Origin of the sequence: Micromonospora sp. NPDC050795, assembly GCF_044456785.1 — a bacterium.
Lineage (GTDB): Bacteria > Actinomycetota > Actinomycetes > Mycobacteriales > Micromonosporaceae > Micromonospora.
Genome location: NZ_JBITGE010000009.1, coordinates 47,867 through 63,428, shown reverse-complemented (window position 1 = coordinate 63,428; position 15,562 = coordinate 47,867). Strand labels below are relative to the sequence as shown.

Genomic DNA, 15,562 nt, shown 5'->3' with positions numbered 1-15,562 from the left:
TGCTCAGTTCAGTGCCGTACGGTCGGCGACACCTCGTTGCGGGAGTTCAGCGACACGACGGGCACCTGGCGGGCGGGGATCACCCCGTCGACTCCGGCCAGCAGCCGTCGTCCGGCCCGCTCCGGCCGGACGTTGGGGCTGTCGGCCGTCGGCGCCTGCGGGCCGCGGTTGACCGCCCGGATCCGCTCCTCGTCCACCCGGACCCCGAGCCCGGGTGCGTCGCCGAGGATGTAGGCGCCATCCTCGACGTGCAGGTCGATGGAGACACCAACGGGTGTGTGCAGGTCCTGCAACTCGCTGGTCAGGTGGTTCGGCACCGAGGTCGCGGCGTGCAGCAGCCCGACGGGGCTGTTGCCGATCGGGCTGACCGGCAGGTCGTGGGCATGGGCCAGGGCGGACGCCCGCAGGAAGTGGGTGACCCCCCAGACGGCCGCCATCTGGACGATGTCGACAGCACCCGCGGCGATCAGCGGACGGTACTGTTCGAGCCCGGTCAGGTTCTCACCGGTGGCGACCGACGCGGAGACGCCTCGGCTGACCGCGGCGAGGCCTTCGGCGTCCCAGCGCCGGACCGGCTCCTCGATCCAGATGAGGTCCAGGGTGCGTTCCAGCTCGCAGACGTGTCGGACGGCCTGCTTGCGGGTCCACGCCTCGTTGACGTCGAGCATCAGGCCGGGCCGCCGACCGTGCCCGGCCTCGGTCAGAACCTCTCTGACCAGGCTGAGGCGGTGCCGATCGCGCTCGATGTCGAGGCCGCCCTTGAGCTTTGCCGCCCGGAGGCCGTGGCTCGCGTAGACCTCGTACTCGGCCACGAGTTCGTCGTCGGTGAGCCCGATGTCCAGGCCGGAGGCGTAGGCGGTGACCCGCCGGTCCCGTCCGCCCAACAGTCGCCACAGCGGCTCGCCGGCGGCCTGCGCCTTGATGTCCCACAGCGCGGTGTCCAGAGCGCCGATGGTGCCGAACACCGGGCCGGCGTGGCCGGCCTTGAAGGTGTGCCGCAACATGCGGTCGTACAGGGACGTCACGGCCCGCGGGTCTTCGCCCTCGATGGCTGGGAAGATCCGCTCGATCTCGACGTGCGGCCCGAGGCCGACGCCCGTGATGCCCTCGTCAGTGTCGACGAGGACGATCGAGACCGGGACCACCCCGTCGGCGAACACGCCGTTGGCGTCGCCGACTGGTCGGCCCCATTCCTGGACCGTGGAGAGCGTCCGATATCCCGTGATCCGCATGTCAACCCTTCGTGGAACCGGCGGCCACGCCGTCGGCAATTTGGCGCTGGAGGAACAGGTAGACCAACAGGACGGGTATCGCGGCGATCAGCACCCCGGACGCGAAGGTGGGGATGTTGTCGCTGTACTGCCCTCGCAACGAGGTCACCCCGATCATGAGCGTCCGGTTCTCGGCCGAGGGCATCATCACCAACGCCATGAGGACGTCGTTCCAGCAGAACAGGGCGTTGAGGATGCCGACCGACAGCAGCGCCGGGGTGCCCAGTGGCAGCATGATCCGGCGATACACGCCGTACACGGTGTTGCCGTCGATCCGGGCGGCATCGACGATCTCCGGTGGGATGCCCTTGTAGTAACTCGTCATCAGGAAGACGGTGAAGGGCAGGAACTGGGCCACGTAGACGAGGATCAGACCCGGGTACGTGTCGATCAGCGCGGTGTCGGCCATGATCCGGGCGAGCGGCACCATGATGACCTGGAACGGGATGAAGAGCCCCGCGAGGCAGCCCAGGAACAACGCCGACGAGCCACGGAACCGCAACTGGCTCAGCGCGAAGCCTGCCATCGACCCGAGCAGGAGCAGCAGCAGCACCGACGACGTCACCACGACCAGCGAGTTGACGAAGTAGCGGCCCATTCCGACGCTGGTCCACGCCGTGCTGATGTTCTCCCATTGCAGAGTGCTGGACAGGCCGAACCGGTCCAGGATGTAGTCCCGGCGGGTCTTGAACGCGACGTTCGCGGTGAAGAGCAGGGGGTAGATCGTCGCCACCGCGAGCAGTGACATCGGGATGGCGATCATCCACCGTCCCAGTCGGACGCGGGACATCAGTCCACCTTTCCCGATCGTTCGAGCAGTTTGATCTGCAACATTCCCACCACGAGCATGATCGCGAAGAGGATCGTGGACGCGGCGGACGCGAGAGCCGGGCGGTTCATCTGGCCCTGCTGGATCCAGATGTAGTACTCCGGCAGGTACGTCGAGCCCTCCGGGCCGCCGCTGGTCATCACGAAGAGCAGCCCGAACATCGAGGTGAGCATCCCGATCATCGTGGTCACGAAGACGAACTGGATGGTCCGGGCGAGGCTCGGGATGATCACGTGCCAGACGACCTGTCGCAGCGACGCGCCGTCCACCCGGGCGGCGTCCAGCAGCGCGGCGTCCAGCGTGGCGAAGCCGGCGAGGAACACCACCAGCGCCATCCCGAAGGTGGCCCAGATGTGCACGCCCACCACCATGAACATCGCGACGTCCGGGTCCCCGAGCCAGTCCACCGGACCGACACCGATCGACCCGAGCACGGCGTTGAGGGGGCCGTCGAAGGCGAGCAGCAGGTTGAAGATCGCTCCGACGATGACCGGCGAGAGCACCGCCGGAAAGAAGTAGACGCTGCGGTAGAAGCGGTGGCCCGGCACGCGGAGGAAGATGAACGTGGCGAGGAGACCGGGGATCGCCACCGCCACCGGAAGCAGCAACACCAGCAGGCCGACGTTGCCCAGCGCGGTGCGGAACAGCGGATCAGCGAACAGTTCCTGGTAGTTGCCGAACCCGACCGCTTCTCCGTTCCGGTCACCGTCGCCGGTGAAGGAGAAGTTGACCCCGAGGATCAGCGGGTAGAGCCGCAGCGCCACGATGATCAGGACGGCCGGGGCGACCAGTATGTAGGGGGCGTACCGCTCGGCCCCCAGGCCGCCACCGGTGCGACGGGGACGGATGCCATCGCGGTGCGCGGGGGAGGTGGCCGCCGGGCCGCCGGCCCGCCCGGCCGAAGCCAGGCGGACCGACGGTTGCGTGTTTCCGATCGGCACGAGGTCAGCCCGCCTGGTCGGAAGCGGCCAACTGCTTCACCACCTCGTCGACGGTGATCGAACCGCTGAGCAGCTGCTGGGAGAGGCGCCCCATCAGGTCGATCGTCTTCGAGGAGAGCGCGACGTGCAGAGCCGGCTTGCCGGTCTTCAGCTCGGCGACGATCGTGGAGGCGGCCGGGCCGGCCTGCGAGACGTCGATCGTGATGTCGGCGGCGATCGCGCCGGCGTCGGCGTAGAACGCCTTCAACGCGTCGGCCGCGGTCAGGGAGCGCACCAGGTCGGCGGCTACCTTCGGGTCTTTCGTCCACTTGGCCACGGCGTAGCCGATGCCACCGTCGTACGGCAGGCTCGGGGTGGTGCCGGCGGTGACGACCGGGGCCTTCATGACGCCGAGCTTCTCCGCGGTGAGGAACTCGTTGAAGGCCTTCCAGTGCCCGACGTCGGACATGAGGCCCATGACGTGGGCGGCCTTGCCGGACTGGAAGGCTGCGAAGGAGTCGTTGAACATCGCGGTCGAGTTGGCCCCGTCCGTGTTCATCTTCTTGACTCCGGTCTCCTTCCACAGCTCGAAGATCCGCTTCACGTTGGGTGAGGTCCAGTCGCGCTTGCCGGTGATCCAGGCGTCGTACTCCGCGGCGGTGAGGGTCACCGACCCCATGCTGGAGAGCCAGAACTGGATGCCGACGCCTTCCTTGTTGCCGAGGGCGAAGCACTTGGAGTTGGCCTTGGCGATGGCGGCGCAGTCCGCGACGAACTTGTCCCAGGTGGTGGCCGGGCTGGCCGGGTCGAGGCCGGCCTTCCGGTAGATCTCCTTGTTGTAGTAGATCGGGTAGCCCTGCAGCGTCACCGGGCTGCCGTAGACCTTGCCGTCCTTGGTGAAGGCGTCCCATCCGGCCAGCCGCTGCTTGTCCTCGGCCACGTAGTCGGTGATCGGCACCAACGCGTCCACCCGGTCGCGGATCTGTCCACCGCCGTTGAACATCATGACGTCGGGGCCTTTGCCGGACTGAATTGCCGCGCCGAGCAGGGTGTAGTACTGGTCGAACGGCTGCGCGACGAACTCGACCTCGACGTCGGCGTGCTTCTTCTTGAAGTCGGCCTTGGCCTTGTCCAGATAGGATTTGGCGAATGGCTCGCCGGATTTCCAGTCCCACACGACCAGCTTGCCATCGGAGCTGGTCGATTTGCCCGAATCGCTAGCACTTCCACAACCGGCCAGGGCCAGGCCCACAACGAGGACGGCCGACCACATCGCGCGCTGTCTCATCAGTTGTCACCTCTATATGGGGGGTGGCCGGCGGGCGCCCCGCTAGCCAAATGTTGACCGGAAGGTAACTCGTATGACGTGTTACGTCAACGGTCGGCCGTACACTGATCCGGACGTCGTGCCACGGCGAGCCATCGGAGGGGGACATGACGCCACCGCAGGAAACAGCCCTGAACAGCCCGGGGACCCCGGCATGGGTGCGTCGGCCGACCAACCTCGCCAGGGCGGTCACCGCCGAACTGGTGGAGCGCATTGTCCGCGGCGCACACCCGTCCGGGTCGTCCCTACCCCCCGAGCCGATCCTCTGCGAGACCTTCGGCGTGAGCCGGACCGTCGTCCGGGAAGCAGTGAAGATCCTCCAGGAGAAGGGGCTGGTGCAGGTTCGCCAGGGCGCCGGCACCATGGTGACCCCACCGGCGCACTGGGACATGCTCGACGAACTGGTCCTCGCGGCGACCATCGCGGTGGACGACAGCCTCGCCATCCTCGACGACCTGGTCGTCACCCGGCGGGTGCTGGAGTCCGACATGGCGAACGTCGCCGCCCGCCACGCCGACGCCGAGACCGTCGATCGGCTGCGGGCCATGGTGGACCGGATGGACGAACTCGTCGACGACCACGTCACCTACCACGACCACGACCGGGCCTTCCACGACACGATCATGCAGGCATCCGGCAACCGCATCGCTCGGGGCGTCGTACGGGCGTTGGAAAGCCAGGTCATCAACACCGCCCGCTACATGGGCCGGACCGAGCGGGCGCTGTGCGTCGCGTCCAACCAGGGTCACCGACGCATCTACGAGCGCATCGCCGCCCACGACTCGAACGGCGCCGCCGAGGCGATGTTCACCCACATCACGGAGGCCTGGCTGGTTCGCCGCAGTGGCTCGGGGATTTCCGACCGCCTCGAACGCTGATCGCCACGGGTAACGGACGTCGCCCGCCCCCCGAGCAACGGGAGCAGGCGCCGCCAGCCGAGGCCGACAAGAGTCACGAGAACTGCGCGAAGAACCTCCAGATCTCACCCTTGGTCCAGGTCGTGATGCCGCTCTCGGCGTAGGTGCCGTCCACTGGGCCGGGCATGTGGCCGTTGTCGTACGCGGCCCACTGCACCGGCTACCCGGACCTGCAGCCGGAGTAGACCGTGGTGATGTGGGTGCGGCTGCCGCCGGCCGGCTCGCGCGGGCTCTGCGCGGTGCAACCGTTGTTGCGGACGACGGTGGCGCGCGGGTAATACGTCATGCGTCAAACGACGCCATCGATCTGCCCGATCACGCCAAGCGGCGACCTGACGGTCACGGCGGCCCGCCCCTGATGGGGCGGGCCGCCACTCGTCACACCTCGCCGGGGGCGGGCGCCGGCCGGATCCCGAGCAGCCGGCAGCTCCCGCTCCCCCGGTCGATGGCGCCGGTCGTCAGCCGATCCGGACCAGTTGCCACTGCTGGTTGGTGCCGCCCCAGTCGGCGTACTGGACGATGTTTCCGCCGTCGGCGGTGGACGCGCCCTGCACCTCGACCGCCTTGTTGCTGTTGCGGTTGATCAGACGTACGTAGCCGTCGGCCGAGTTCGCGAGTCGGAACTGCTGGTTCGTGCCGTTGAGGTCGGACCACTGCACGATCGCGCCGCCATCAGCGGTGGAGAAGCCGCTGACGTCGAGCACCTTGCTGGAGTTGCGGGACTTCACCCGGTAGTAGCCACTCCCCGAGTCGACGAACTGCCACTGCTGGTTGACGCCGTTGTTGCGCGTCCACTGGCTGATCCGCGCCCCGTCGTTCGTGGCCGAGGCGTACACGTCCAGCGCCTTGCCGCTGTTGCGGTTCAACAACACGTACCAGGCGCTGGTGTCCACGCCGGAGCCCGGCGGGGGCGTCGTGGGCGGGGTCGAGCCGCCGTTGAGGGCGTCCAGGACGGCGGTGTACGCGGCCTTCTTGTTGCCGTTGCAGTCGAACAGCAGCGCGTTGTCCGAGCCACGCCACGAGTCACAGTCCCGCACACCCCAGGTGGTGATGCCGGTGCAGCGGGAGACGGCCAGGCAGGCGCGGGTGACGGCGCCGTAGATGTTGGCCTGGTTGCCGCCGGTCATCACGTCCAGCTCGGTGATCTGGACGTCGACGCCGAGGTCGGCGAAGCGCTGCAGGTTGGCCTGGTAGTCACTGGCCAGCGAGGTGCCCAGGTGCGACTGGAAACCCACGCAGTCGATCGGCACGCCACGGGACTTGAAGTCCCGCACCATGTTGTAGATCCCGGTCGACTTCGCGTTGACCCCGTCGGTGTTGTAGTCGTTGTAACACAACTTCGCACCCGGATCCGCCGCCCGCGCGGCCCGGAACGCCGCCTCGATCCAGTCGTTGCCGGTGCGCTGCATGTTCGAGTCACGCCGCCCACCCGAACCACCGTCGGCGAAGGCCTCGTTCACCACGTCCCAGGCGTAGATCTTCCCCCGGTAGTGCGTGGCGACCTGGGTGACGTGGTTGATCATCGCGTTGCGCAACGCGCTGCCCGACATACCCTGCGCCCAGCCCGGCTGCTGCGCGTGCCACAACAGGGTGTGACCCCGCACGCTCATGCCGTTGGCCTGCGCGTGACTGACCAGGCGGTCACCACTGGAGTAGGTGAAGGTGCCCTGCTGCGGCTCGGTCGAGCTCCACTTCATCTCGTTCTCGGCCACGACACTGTTGAACTCACGGTTCAAAATCGTCGTGTAGGCGCTGGTCGACAGCTTGCCGACGGCGACAGCGGCGCCGAAGTAGCGGCCCTTCTCGGCGGCGGCAGCCTTCAGGGTCGTGCCGGCACCGGATGCGGGGGTCAGCGCCACCGTCATACCGGTGGTGAGGGCGACGGCCATGGTCGCCGCCGCCAGCATCGTTCTCATGGGTTTCATGGCGTTCCTTTTCAGTGGTTGCATCGGTGGTGGTGATGTGCCACTTCGCTCGGAACAGCTGATCGGGGCGGTCCTTCTGGCCGCCCGGCATCAGCACGCACAGTCCGAGAGGGCTGTCGCCGGCGCCTGCCGGGTCCCGAGATGACGTCCGCATGCCCTTGCGGACGTCGTGATCAGTGGGCCGATCGGTACGGCTCGCCCGGTGAGCCGAGACAGCGATCGTCCTCTATATCGAGAGTGAGCGATAACATGCCGTTCGTCAAGACGTAACGGGCCGTTCACGCCGATCTCCCGGAACGCCGCGTTTCGCCCGGTACCAAACGCCCAGGGCGACAGTGCTCAACCGCCGCGCGACCAGCGGACGAGTCTTACCACCGCGCCACCGGGACCGCTTCAGAGGGCAATCCTGTTATCGCTCACAGTCGTCACCCGACAGCAACTGCCCAGCGGCTCACGAACACCCGGTGGCCGTGCCACTCGCGGACGGCTGCGCCGGTTCGGCATCGGCGCGTATGCCGGCGACGAGGTCGGCGGTGGTGTGCGCCTCGATGCCGGGCTGCGCGGCGTCGGCGAACCGCTCGACGACCGCCCGGACGTGCCGTTCGGCGGGTACGGCGAGGCCGTCGTAGACGGCCGCGAACAGCTCCCGCGCCGGCTGCCTGAGCCACTCCCGTGGAAGGAGTTCCACCGGCAGCTGCGGGTCGAGGACCGGAAAACGTCGGAAGGTGTCCATGACCTCGGTCCGGGCCCGCACCGCCGCGGCACCCTCGACCTGCCCGGACGCCACGGCGGGCAACAGTGGCGTCCAACGACGCAGGAACGCGTCGTAGCTCCGGCTGATCGCCTCGATGTCCCAGGCCTCGATCGGCGCACGGTGAATGGTCGAGGCGAGCGCGGTCTGCCGCCCCCGAAACACCGTGACCGCGCCGAGGGTGAGCTGGTCGAGCTGGGCCCGAGCCGCGGGGGTCAACGTCTGCGGCGAGATCCACAGCCCGTCGTACAGCGGCGCGTAACCGAGCCACCGAAGTTGCGCCCGCAGCGCCCGGCGCTGCGTACTGCGGTCCTGCGGCAGCGAGAAGGCGACGATCGTCCAGCTACCGTCCCACCGGCCCGTCGAGGTGGTGGAGGCGAGAATCCAGTGCCCCCCGGCGGAGAGATTCGCGGCGGCGGCGCGGCTGAGCCGGTAGGAGCTGCGTCGCCCCAGTCGACTGCCCTCCAACACGCCACGGCGGGCCAACCGGCTGATCGCGGTCCGCGCTCCGGCCGTCGTCACGCCGGTCTCCGCGAGCAACGCGACGATGGCGGCGGACGGGAGGGCGACCCGGGTCCGCAGCGTGTAGTCGGCCAACAGGGTCACCGCGACACCCTGGGGTGAGTTGCCGACCTGCCGGCGGGGCAGCCGGAGTGGGTGGTCGCCGTCGTCCGGATAGATCTCGTCGATGTCGAAGAGGCTTGCCACAGGCGCTCCGTGCTCCTCGGGGACGGTAGGACGACTGTAGACGGACGGGCACGACCCGTCGCAAATAGAGATCCCTCGATTGACACTTGTTGGTCCGAGGGGAACACTAATTGCCACGCGATGCCATCCGAAGCCGGGCTGGGCGAGCCACAGGTAGCGGGCAACGTGCGATCACCGCGGGAGTCGGGCAGACCCGCAACGGGATCGCACGACCAATCCAGCCTGCACAGGCAATCGAAGGAGTCGTGCGGTGAACATCAGAAGGAAACTGCTCCTCACGCTGGCCGCGTCACTGGTCGCGGCCGGCCTGGTGGCCCCCACGGTCGGGCCCGCGTACGCGGCGTCACTGACCGAGGTGACCAGCTTCGGCGACAACCCGGGCCGGATGCGCATGCACGTCTACGTGCCGGACAACCGCCCCGCCCGGCCAGCGGTCGTGGTGGCGATGCACGGGTGCGGCGGGTCCGGCCCCGGGTTCTACTCCGGAAGCGAGTTCGCCAGCCAGGCCGACCGGTACGGATGCATCGTGATCTACCCGTCCGCGACCCAGCAGGCCGGCTTCGGCAACTGCTTCGACACCTGGTCGGACGCCGCCAAGCGGCGTGGTGGGGGCAGCGACCCAGTGTCGATCATCAGCATGATCCGGTACGTGCAACAGCAGTACTCGGCCGACCCGGAGCGGGTCTACGCCACCGGCAGCTCATCCGGCGGCATGATGACGAACCACATGCTGGCCCTCTATCCCGACGTGTTCAAGGCCGGCGCCGCGTTCATGGGCGTGCCGTACAACTGCTTCGCCAACGCGGCGGACTACCCGCCCGGCAGCAGCCAGTGCACCGGCGGGAACATGAACCGGACTCCCCAGCAGTGGGGTGACGCGGTGCGCCAGGCGTACCCCGGCTACTCCGGGCCCCGGCCGCGGGTGCAGCTGTGGCACGGCACCAACGACACGCTCGTGCCGTACTCGCTGTTGCAGGAGACGATCGAGCAGTGGACCAACGTGTTCGGGCTGGGCCAGACACCCACCTCCACCGACACGCCCCAGGCCAACTGGAACCGGCGCCGGTACGCCGACAGCAGCGGCACCGTCCAGGTCGAGGCGTACAGCATCCAGGGTGCCGGGCACAGCCTGCCCTCCGGTGGGATGGCCGCGTCCGCCATCGCGTTCTTCGGACTGACCAACACCACGACCCCGCCCCCGACCACCCCGCCCCCGACCACCCCGCCGCCCACCACCCCGCCGCCGACCTCCGGCGCCTGCCGGGTGACGGTCGCCATCAACGCCTGGAACACCGGCCTGACCGAGAACATCACCGTCACGAACACCAGTACCAGCGCCGTCAACGGCTGGTCCGTGGTCTTCACCCTGCCCAGCGGTCAGACCATCACCTCGGGCTGGAACGCCACCTACTCGCCCAACTCGGGGCAGGTGACAGCCCGCAACGTCGCCTACAACGGCGGCATCCCCGCCAACGGCTCGGTGAGCTTCGGCTTCCAGGCCAGCCACAGCGGTAACAACACCCGACCGTCCTCGTTCACCCTCAACGGAGCGTCCTGCACCGTCGCCTGAGATCGGGTCGACGTCTACTCGAGCGTGCGCCGGTCACCACGAGGTGGTGACCGGCGCACGACTCGTACGGCGTGGTCAGGATCAGCGGTATCCGGCGGTCACCACGCTGGCCTGCACGGCGTTCTCGACCGCGTCGGACGGATAGCCGGCGACCATCGCCCCCTCGTAGAAGGTGCCGGCGCTCAGGTTGGCGCCGCCGTCGGGCTTGCAGCAGTCACCGCCACTGCCCAGGATGATCGCGCCCTGCTTCTTCATCGGGCTGTATCCCGGCGGGAGCGAGCCGTCGTACAGCGTGTAGAGGCTGCCGGCCTGCGCGTCGCTGCCCTTGATGGCAAAGCGGGTGGTGCCGTTGTTCTTCAGCGTCGCGGTGACGAACTTGCTGGCGAACGAGCGTTGGTTCGGGTTCCAGGAGCTGCTGCCGCCCGGGAAGAGACCCCACTCCAGGTCCGCCTGCACCCACGGGCCGCTGCCGGAGCAGCCGCCGAACCAGCACTGCTTGCTGAAGTTGATGGCGTCCATCGCCCCGGCGGCGTCGGCCTTGCGGGTGGTCTCACTGTTGCCGTAGTCGAAGCAGCATCCGCTGTTGACGTGGGTGCCGCTGGTGACCATGTACATGCCCTCGGGCGCCGCGCCGGTCGGCACCCCGGTGAGGTGCCCGTCGCGCCAGTAGCTGTTGCCCGGGTTGATGTAGAGCGAGTACGCCTTCGCGCCGCCCACGGTCAGCGACTCCGAGGTGGCGATCGCCGGCTTGCTCTGCGGGGAGCCCGGAACGACGCTCGACCCCTGGTACCAGAGGTCGTTGCCGCGCCCGGACTGGTCGAAGACCACCGTGATCACGCAGGTCGTGCCGGTGCAGAACGAGTCCTGCGTCGCCGCGTTGGCGGTGCCGCCGGTGCCCGTGAGCCCGATGTTGCGGGTCGTGTTGTCCGACGAGCGTCGGACCTGGTAGAGGTTGCCGGCGTACGCCTCGTAGAGCGCCCGGGTGGTGCTGTGCGCCGCGATGCACGGGGTGCCGCCGGAGGCGTAGATGTCGCACGGGCGCGCACCGGTCGGTGGGTTGGTCGGCGGCGGGGTGGTGGTCGTCGGCGAGGCCCACTGCTGGTTGGTGCCGCCGTTGCAGGCCCAGAGGATGATCCTGGTGCCGTTGGCGGTGCCGGCGGCGTTGGCGTCGAGGCACAGCCCGGACTGCACGCCGGTGATGGTGCCGTTGCTGTTGACGTTCCACTGTTGGTTGTTCTGGCCGTTGCAGTCCCAGATGATCGCCTGGGTGCCGTTGGTGGTGCCGCGGCCGGAGGCGTCCAGGCACTTGTTGCCGTACACCTGGATCTGCTTGCTCGACGTCCACGTCCAGGTCTGGCCGGCCGCACCGTTGCAGTCCCAGAGCTGCGTCTGGGTGCCGTTCGTGGTGCTGGAGTTGGGCACTTCGAGGCAGCGGCCGGACGGCGTACCGACGATGGGGGTGCTCTGCCCGGGCGGGATGGTGGCCGCCGCGGCGACCCTGGCGGCGAAGGGCGACGTGGCGGGGGTGGTGCCGACACCGACGCCGACGACGACGAGCACCCCGGCCAGCGCACCGGCCAGGAGGGTCAAACGTCGGACGCGTTGGCGTTTCGGGATGAGGTCGCGGGCTGTTCCGGACCCACTGCGGGACGGGGTTCGCACGAGGTGGCTCCTCGGAGTCGTGGAAGCGCGGAAGATCGTCGACGCGCCACGGGCGGGTGGTGGCGATGGCGAATCGCTGCGAATGGTAGGACCTTTATTTAATTCATGTCAATGAATGTGGTGTCCGGTGACGCGCTGACTGCCGGGGCCGACAGCCAGCGCGTCACCTGCCCCGGGACGACTACCGCCCCAGGAGCCGCCACGTCTGATTCAACGTGCTGCCCTGATTGACCGCCTTGCAGGTCCACTGGTGGACCAGCGCGCCAGCCGCCGTGGAGACCGCGTTGACGTCGACGCACTTGCCACTGTGCCGGGCAACGAGTTGGTAGTCGTGCGAGTCGTTGCCCGAGTACGTCACCTTCCGCAGCGTGAACTGCTGGTTGAGGCTGTTCAGGCAGGTCCACTGGTGCACGGCCGCGCCGTCGGCGGTGGAGACGCCGCTGACGTCGAGGCACTTGCCGCTCTGCTGGTTGACCACCGTGTAGGTGTTGGCCACGCCGGCGACCGGGACGAAGTTCCAGAGCTGCTGGTCACCGCCGTCGCAGTAGTTCTGCTGTTGGACGTTGCCGTCGGCGGTGCTCAGACCCGTGTTGTTCAAACACTGCTGCGAGTGCTGGGCCACCGCCACCGACTGGAAGCCACCGTCCGAGGGGGGCAGCAGCGTGACGGTGTACGTGTCGGTCTGGTTGGTGTACGGCACGGTCACCGTGGCGTTGTTGTTGGACACCCCGACCACGCTGTTCGAGACAGTGACCGGACCCGCCACGGCACCGCCACCGTTGTGCGGGACGCGTTGGGTGACGACCCGGACCTGGTTGTTCTGCACGATGCCGCTGGTGGTGTCCAGGCGTTGCAGGTTGACGGTCAGGTTCCCGGTGGTACGACCAGCGCCGACCAGCACCTTCGCCACTCCGGCCGCCTTCGTGGCGTACGCGTCGTACGACTGGCTGGGGGTCACCGCGACGATCTCCCCGACCTGGGAGGCGTAGTAGCGGTAGTTCCACCACTCCCCCTTGGGCTGGTGCTGGCCGGCCGAGTTACGGATCAGCAGGTTGCCGAGGTCGTTGTGCAGGCTGCCGCCGCTGGCCCAGTTCGCCCGCAGGCCGTCGGCCCGGGCCCGTTCCAGGCGCGCGATGTACCAGGCGCCGTCGGCCGGGTTCTGCTCGTCGGGCGCGCCGTACTCGTTGATCTGGTACGGACGCGGGTGGGCGATGCCGCGCGGGTCGAGGGTGGCGTTGGCGGCGGCCACGTTGGCGACCGGGTCACCGGGCAGCGAGTGCCAGCTGATGATGTCCGGCACCGTGTTCGTCGAGCGGACGAAGTCCAGGTACTGGTTCCAGAAGGTGTGGTTGGTCGACGGTACGCAGGCGCAGCTCGGCCCGACGATCAGCTGGCTGGGGAACTCCGCCCGGATGCGCTGGTAGGTGCGCCGCCACAGCTCCAGGTACTGGGAGATCGGCCGGTTCCAGAAGATGGTGATGTTGGGTTCGTTCCAGATGTCCCACTGCACCGACAGCCCGGACGCCCGGACGTCGCTGATCAGGCGGGTCAGGAAGTTGTCGTAGTCGGTCCAGTTGCCGTTGTCACCGGGGAAGCGGGAGATCCCGGCGCCGTCGGCACCCCAGAGGTCGTGCGGCAGGATGATGAACTTCCCGCCGAGGGCTGTGGTGCGACGTGCCTGGGCGAGTGTGGAGTTCCAGCGACGGTCGTAGGTGCCGCCGACCCAGCCACTGCCCGGCAACTGCGCGCCACCGGCGCGCATGTACTGGAACTTGACGTCCCGGTAGAAGTGGTCGGCCGGACCGCTGGCGTTCTCGGTCATGCCGTAGATCCAGCCGGAGGCGCGGTAGGTCGGCGCACCGTTCGTGGTGGCGAAGTTGACGCTGATCGACTCGTCGGCGGCCTGGGCGGGGGACGGGACGACGGTGACGGCGGCAGCGGCGGCGAGCAGGCCGACGACGAGTCGGGCCACGGACACGCGGGCTCGTCGTGACCGACCGGGGGACGGGGTTTTCACGGGCGGCTCCTTGGTGGGGCGCGGGGGACGCTCTCCGGAGGGCAGCGCTTGCGAATCGATTCGCACGGATCGTAGGACCGGGGACTGAACGATGTCAATGAAGTGACGCCCCGGTGAAGACCGTGTTTCTCAGCGATCTCTCTGACGCGCCCAACTGACCCTTGACCCCCGGGCATGGCCAGACCTATCTTCGGGCGAACCGATTCGTCGAATCGGTTCGCCTCATGGTTGGGCTGCTCCAACCCGCGACGATCAACCGACAAACCCCACCTGACGATCGATTGAAGTGAGGCACCACATGACCGGATTCAGTCGTCGGCGGCGCCTGGCCGCCGTCGCCGTGATAGCTCTCGCCGCAGTGACAGCCAGCGCCTGCTCGTCCCTCCGCCGACGGCCCCGCGGACAGCGGCGGCGCCTACCTCGTCTGGGACCCGTATCCACAGTTCGCCGACGACTCCGAGTGGGTGGCGCTGCTCAAGAAGTGCGGCACCGACGCGGGAGTGACGGTCGAGCGGACCGGATACGACACCACCGACCTGACCAACAAGGCGCTGCTCGCCGCCCAGCAGGGAAACTCACCGGACGTCCTGATCGTCGACAACCCGGTCATCTCCACCCTGGCCGAAGCCGGTGCGCTCACCACCACCGACGACAACAAGCTCGACGTCTCGGCCATGGAGAAGAACGTGCTCGGCGCCGGCCAGAGCGACGGCAAGACCTACGGGGTGCCGATCGGGGCGAACACCCTCGCCCTCTACTACAACAAGGATCTGCTCACCGCCGCCGGCGTCGATCCCGCCGCCGTCAAGGACTGGGCCTCACTGAACGCGGCACTGACCAAGGTGAAGGCCAAGGGGAAGAAGGGCATCACCTTCTCCGCGATCGGCACCGAGGAGGGCAGCTTCCAGTTCCTGCCCTGGTTCTGGGGATCGGGCGCCCAACTGACGAGTCTGGACTCACCGCAGGCGGTTTCCGCGCTGACGCTCTGGACCGACTGGCTCAAGCAGGGCCACGCCCCGAACTCCATCATCAACAACACCCAGACCACGAGTTGGCAGGAGTTCGCCACCGGCGACTACGCGTTCGCCGAGAACGGCACCTGGCAGCTGGCCAACGCGGAGAAGCTCGGCTTCTCGTACGGCACGATCCCGATCCCGGCCAGCGCGGGCGGCCCGGCCCCGGCGCCCACCGGCGGTGAGTTCGTCTCCATTCCGGTGCAGAAGAAGACCGGCCGGTACGCGACGTCGCAGAAGCTCGTGACCTGCCTGACCAACGCCGACAACCTCCTCACCACGGACACCACGCTCTCCTACGTCGCACCCGTCGCCGCCGTGCAGGAACGACAGGCCACAGCGGACCCCAAGCTCAAGGTCTGGGTGGAGGCGGTCCGGGCAGCCAAGGGCCGCACGGGTGACAACCTCGGCACCAGGTACCCGAAGATCTCCGAGGCGCTCTGGACCGCGGTGCAGTCGGCCCTCAGCGGCGGGAAGTCGCCACAGGAGGCCCTGGCCGCCGCGCAGACCGCCGCCACCTCCAGGTAAGCGTTCCGAACCGACACCATGCCCTCCACCACCGAGACCACTGCCGTACGAGACCAGGATGGGGCGGCGGTCGCCGCCCCATCCGGGCCTCCCCCGTCCCGTGCCCGCCGGCCCAACCGATGGA

The 15,562-nt window shown here is 68.3% G+C and carries 11 protein-coding genes and 1 pseudogene; 3 read left to right on the top strand and 9 right to left on the bottom strand.

Annotated elements, in window-relative coordinates; all coding sequences use genetic code 11:
- Positions 1-8: 8 nt before the first annotated feature.
- From ACIBEF_RS10425 to ACIBEF_RS10410, 4 genes are read right to left on the bottom strand one after another with little or no spacing between them, the layout of a single operon-like run.
- Positions 9-1,232 carry a mandelate racemase/muconate lactonizing enzyme family protein gene (locus ACIBEF_RS10425; RefSeq protein WP_396792910.1) on the bottom strand — a complete coding sequence of 408 codons (1,224 nt, stop codon included), beginning with the start codon at positions 1,230-1,232 and terminating at the stop codon, positions 9-11.
- 1 nt (position 1,233) lies between these two features.
- On the bottom strand, positions 1,234-2,061 hold the full coding sequence (locus ACIBEF_RS10420) for a carbohydrate ABC transporter permease (protein ID WP_396792908.1): 828 nt from the start codon (positions 2,059-2,061) through the stop codon (positions 1,234-1,236).
- Positions 2,061-3,041 carry a carbohydrate ABC transporter permease gene (locus tag ACIBEF_RS10415; RefSeq protein ID WP_396792906.1) on the bottom strand — a complete coding sequence of 327 codons (981 nt, stop codon included), beginning with the start codon at positions 3,039-3,041 and terminating at the stop codon, positions 2,061-2,063. Before ACIBEF_RS10415 ends, ACIBEF_RS10420 begins: the two co-directional genes overlap by 1 nt.
- A gap of 4 nt (positions 3,042-3,045) precedes the next feature.
- A complete protein-coding gene (locus ACIBEF_RS10410) occupies positions 3,046-4,308 on the bottom strand; it encodes an ABC transporter substrate-binding protein (RefSeq protein WP_396792905.1) in 1,263 nt (420 codons plus the stop codon).
- A gap of 146 nt (positions 4,309-4,454) precedes the next feature.
- Between ACIBEF_RS10410 and ACIBEF_RS10405 the strand changes: the two genes are divergently transcribed.
- Positions 4,455-5,225, top strand: coding sequence for a FadR/GntR family transcriptional regulator (locus ACIBEF_RS10405; protein ID WP_396792904.1), 771 nt, complete (start codon positions 4,455-4,457; stop codon positions 5,223-5,225).
- Positions 5,226-5,304: 79 nt separating this feature from the next.
- Here the strand turns inward: ACIBEF_RS10405 and ACIBEF_RS10400 are convergent.
- The 3 genes and pseudogenes from ACIBEF_RS10400 to ACIBEF_RS10390 all read right to left on the bottom strand — a co-directional run.
- Positions 5,305-5,535: pseudogene (locus ACIBEF_RS10400) on the bottom strand (glycosyl hydrolase); the annotation flags it as partial.
- Between the two features lie 187 nt (positions 5,536-5,722).
- Positions 5,723-7,189 (bottom strand): endo-1,4-beta-xylanase, encoded by a 1,467-nt coding sequence (locus ACIBEF_RS10395; RefSeq protein WP_396792903.1) that lies wholly within the window; start codon positions 7,187-7,189, stop codon positions 5,723-5,725.
- A gap of 451 nt (positions 7,190-7,640) precedes the next feature.
- Positions 7,641-8,648 (bottom strand): PaaX family transcriptional regulator C-terminal domain-containing protein, encoded by a 1,008-nt coding sequence (locus tag ACIBEF_RS10390; protein WP_396792901.1) that lies wholly within the window; start codon positions 8,646-8,648, stop codon positions 7,641-7,643.
- Between the two features lie 250 nt (positions 8,649-8,898).
- On the opposite strand from ACIBEF_RS10390, the gene ACIBEF_RS10385 reads away from it, so the two are divergent.
- On the top strand, positions 8,899-10,218 hold the full coding sequence (locus ACIBEF_RS10385) for a PHB depolymerase family esterase (protein ID WP_396792900.1): 1,320 nt from the start codon (positions 8,899-8,901) through the stop codon (positions 10,216-10,218).
- 81 nt (positions 10,219-10,299) lie between these two features.
- On the opposite strand, the gene ACIBEF_RS10380 is transcribed toward ACIBEF_RS10385, so the two are convergent.
- Both ACIBEF_RS10380 and ACIBEF_RS10375 read right to left on the bottom strand, forming a co-directional pair.
- Entirely contained in the window at positions 10,300-11,880 is a 1,581-nt protein-coding gene (locus tag ACIBEF_RS10380; RefSeq protein ID WP_396792899.1) for an arabinofuranosidase catalytic domain-containing protein, read from the bottom strand.
- A 181-nt stretch (positions 11,881-12,061) separates the two neighbouring features.
- Positions 12,062-13,858 (bottom strand): RICIN domain-containing protein, encoded by a 1,797-nt coding sequence (locus tag ACIBEF_RS10375; RefSeq protein ID WP_396792897.1) that lies wholly within the window; start codon positions 13,856-13,858, stop codon positions 12,062-12,064.
- A 503-nt stretch (positions 13,859-14,361) separates the two neighbouring features.
- On the opposite strand from ACIBEF_RS10375, the gene ACIBEF_RS10370 reads away from it, so the two are divergent.
- Positions 14,362-15,438 carry an extracellular solute-binding protein gene (locus ACIBEF_RS10370; protein WP_396792894.1) on the top strand — a complete coding sequence of 359 codons (1,077 nt, stop codon included), beginning with the start codon at positions 14,362-14,364 and terminating at the stop codon, positions 15,436-15,438.
- Positions 15,439-15,562 lie beyond the last annotated feature (124 nt).

Excerpts from the sequence above, each read along its gene's own strand:
- ACIBEF_RS10425 (WP_396792910.1), bottom strand. The coding sequence starts at position 1,232 with ATGCGGATCACGGGATATCGGACGCTCTCCACGGTCCAGGAATGGGGC.
- ACIBEF_RS10420 (WP_396792908.1), bottom strand. The coding sequence starts at position 2,061 with ATGTCCCGCGTCCGACTGGGACGGTGGATGATCGCCATCCCGATGTCA.
- ACIBEF_RS10410 (WP_396792905.1), bottom strand. The coding sequence starts at position 4,308 with ATGAGACAGCGCGCGATGTGGTCGGCCGTCCTCGTTGTGGGCCTGGCC.
- ACIBEF_RS10405 (WP_396792904.1), top strand. The coding sequence starts at position 4,455 with ATGACGCCACCGCAGGAAACAGCCCTGAACAGCCCGGGGACCCCGGCA.
- ACIBEF_RS10395 (WP_396792903.1), bottom strand. The coding sequence starts at position 7,189 with ATGAAACCCATGAGAACGATGCTGGCGGCGGCGACCATGGCCGTCGCC.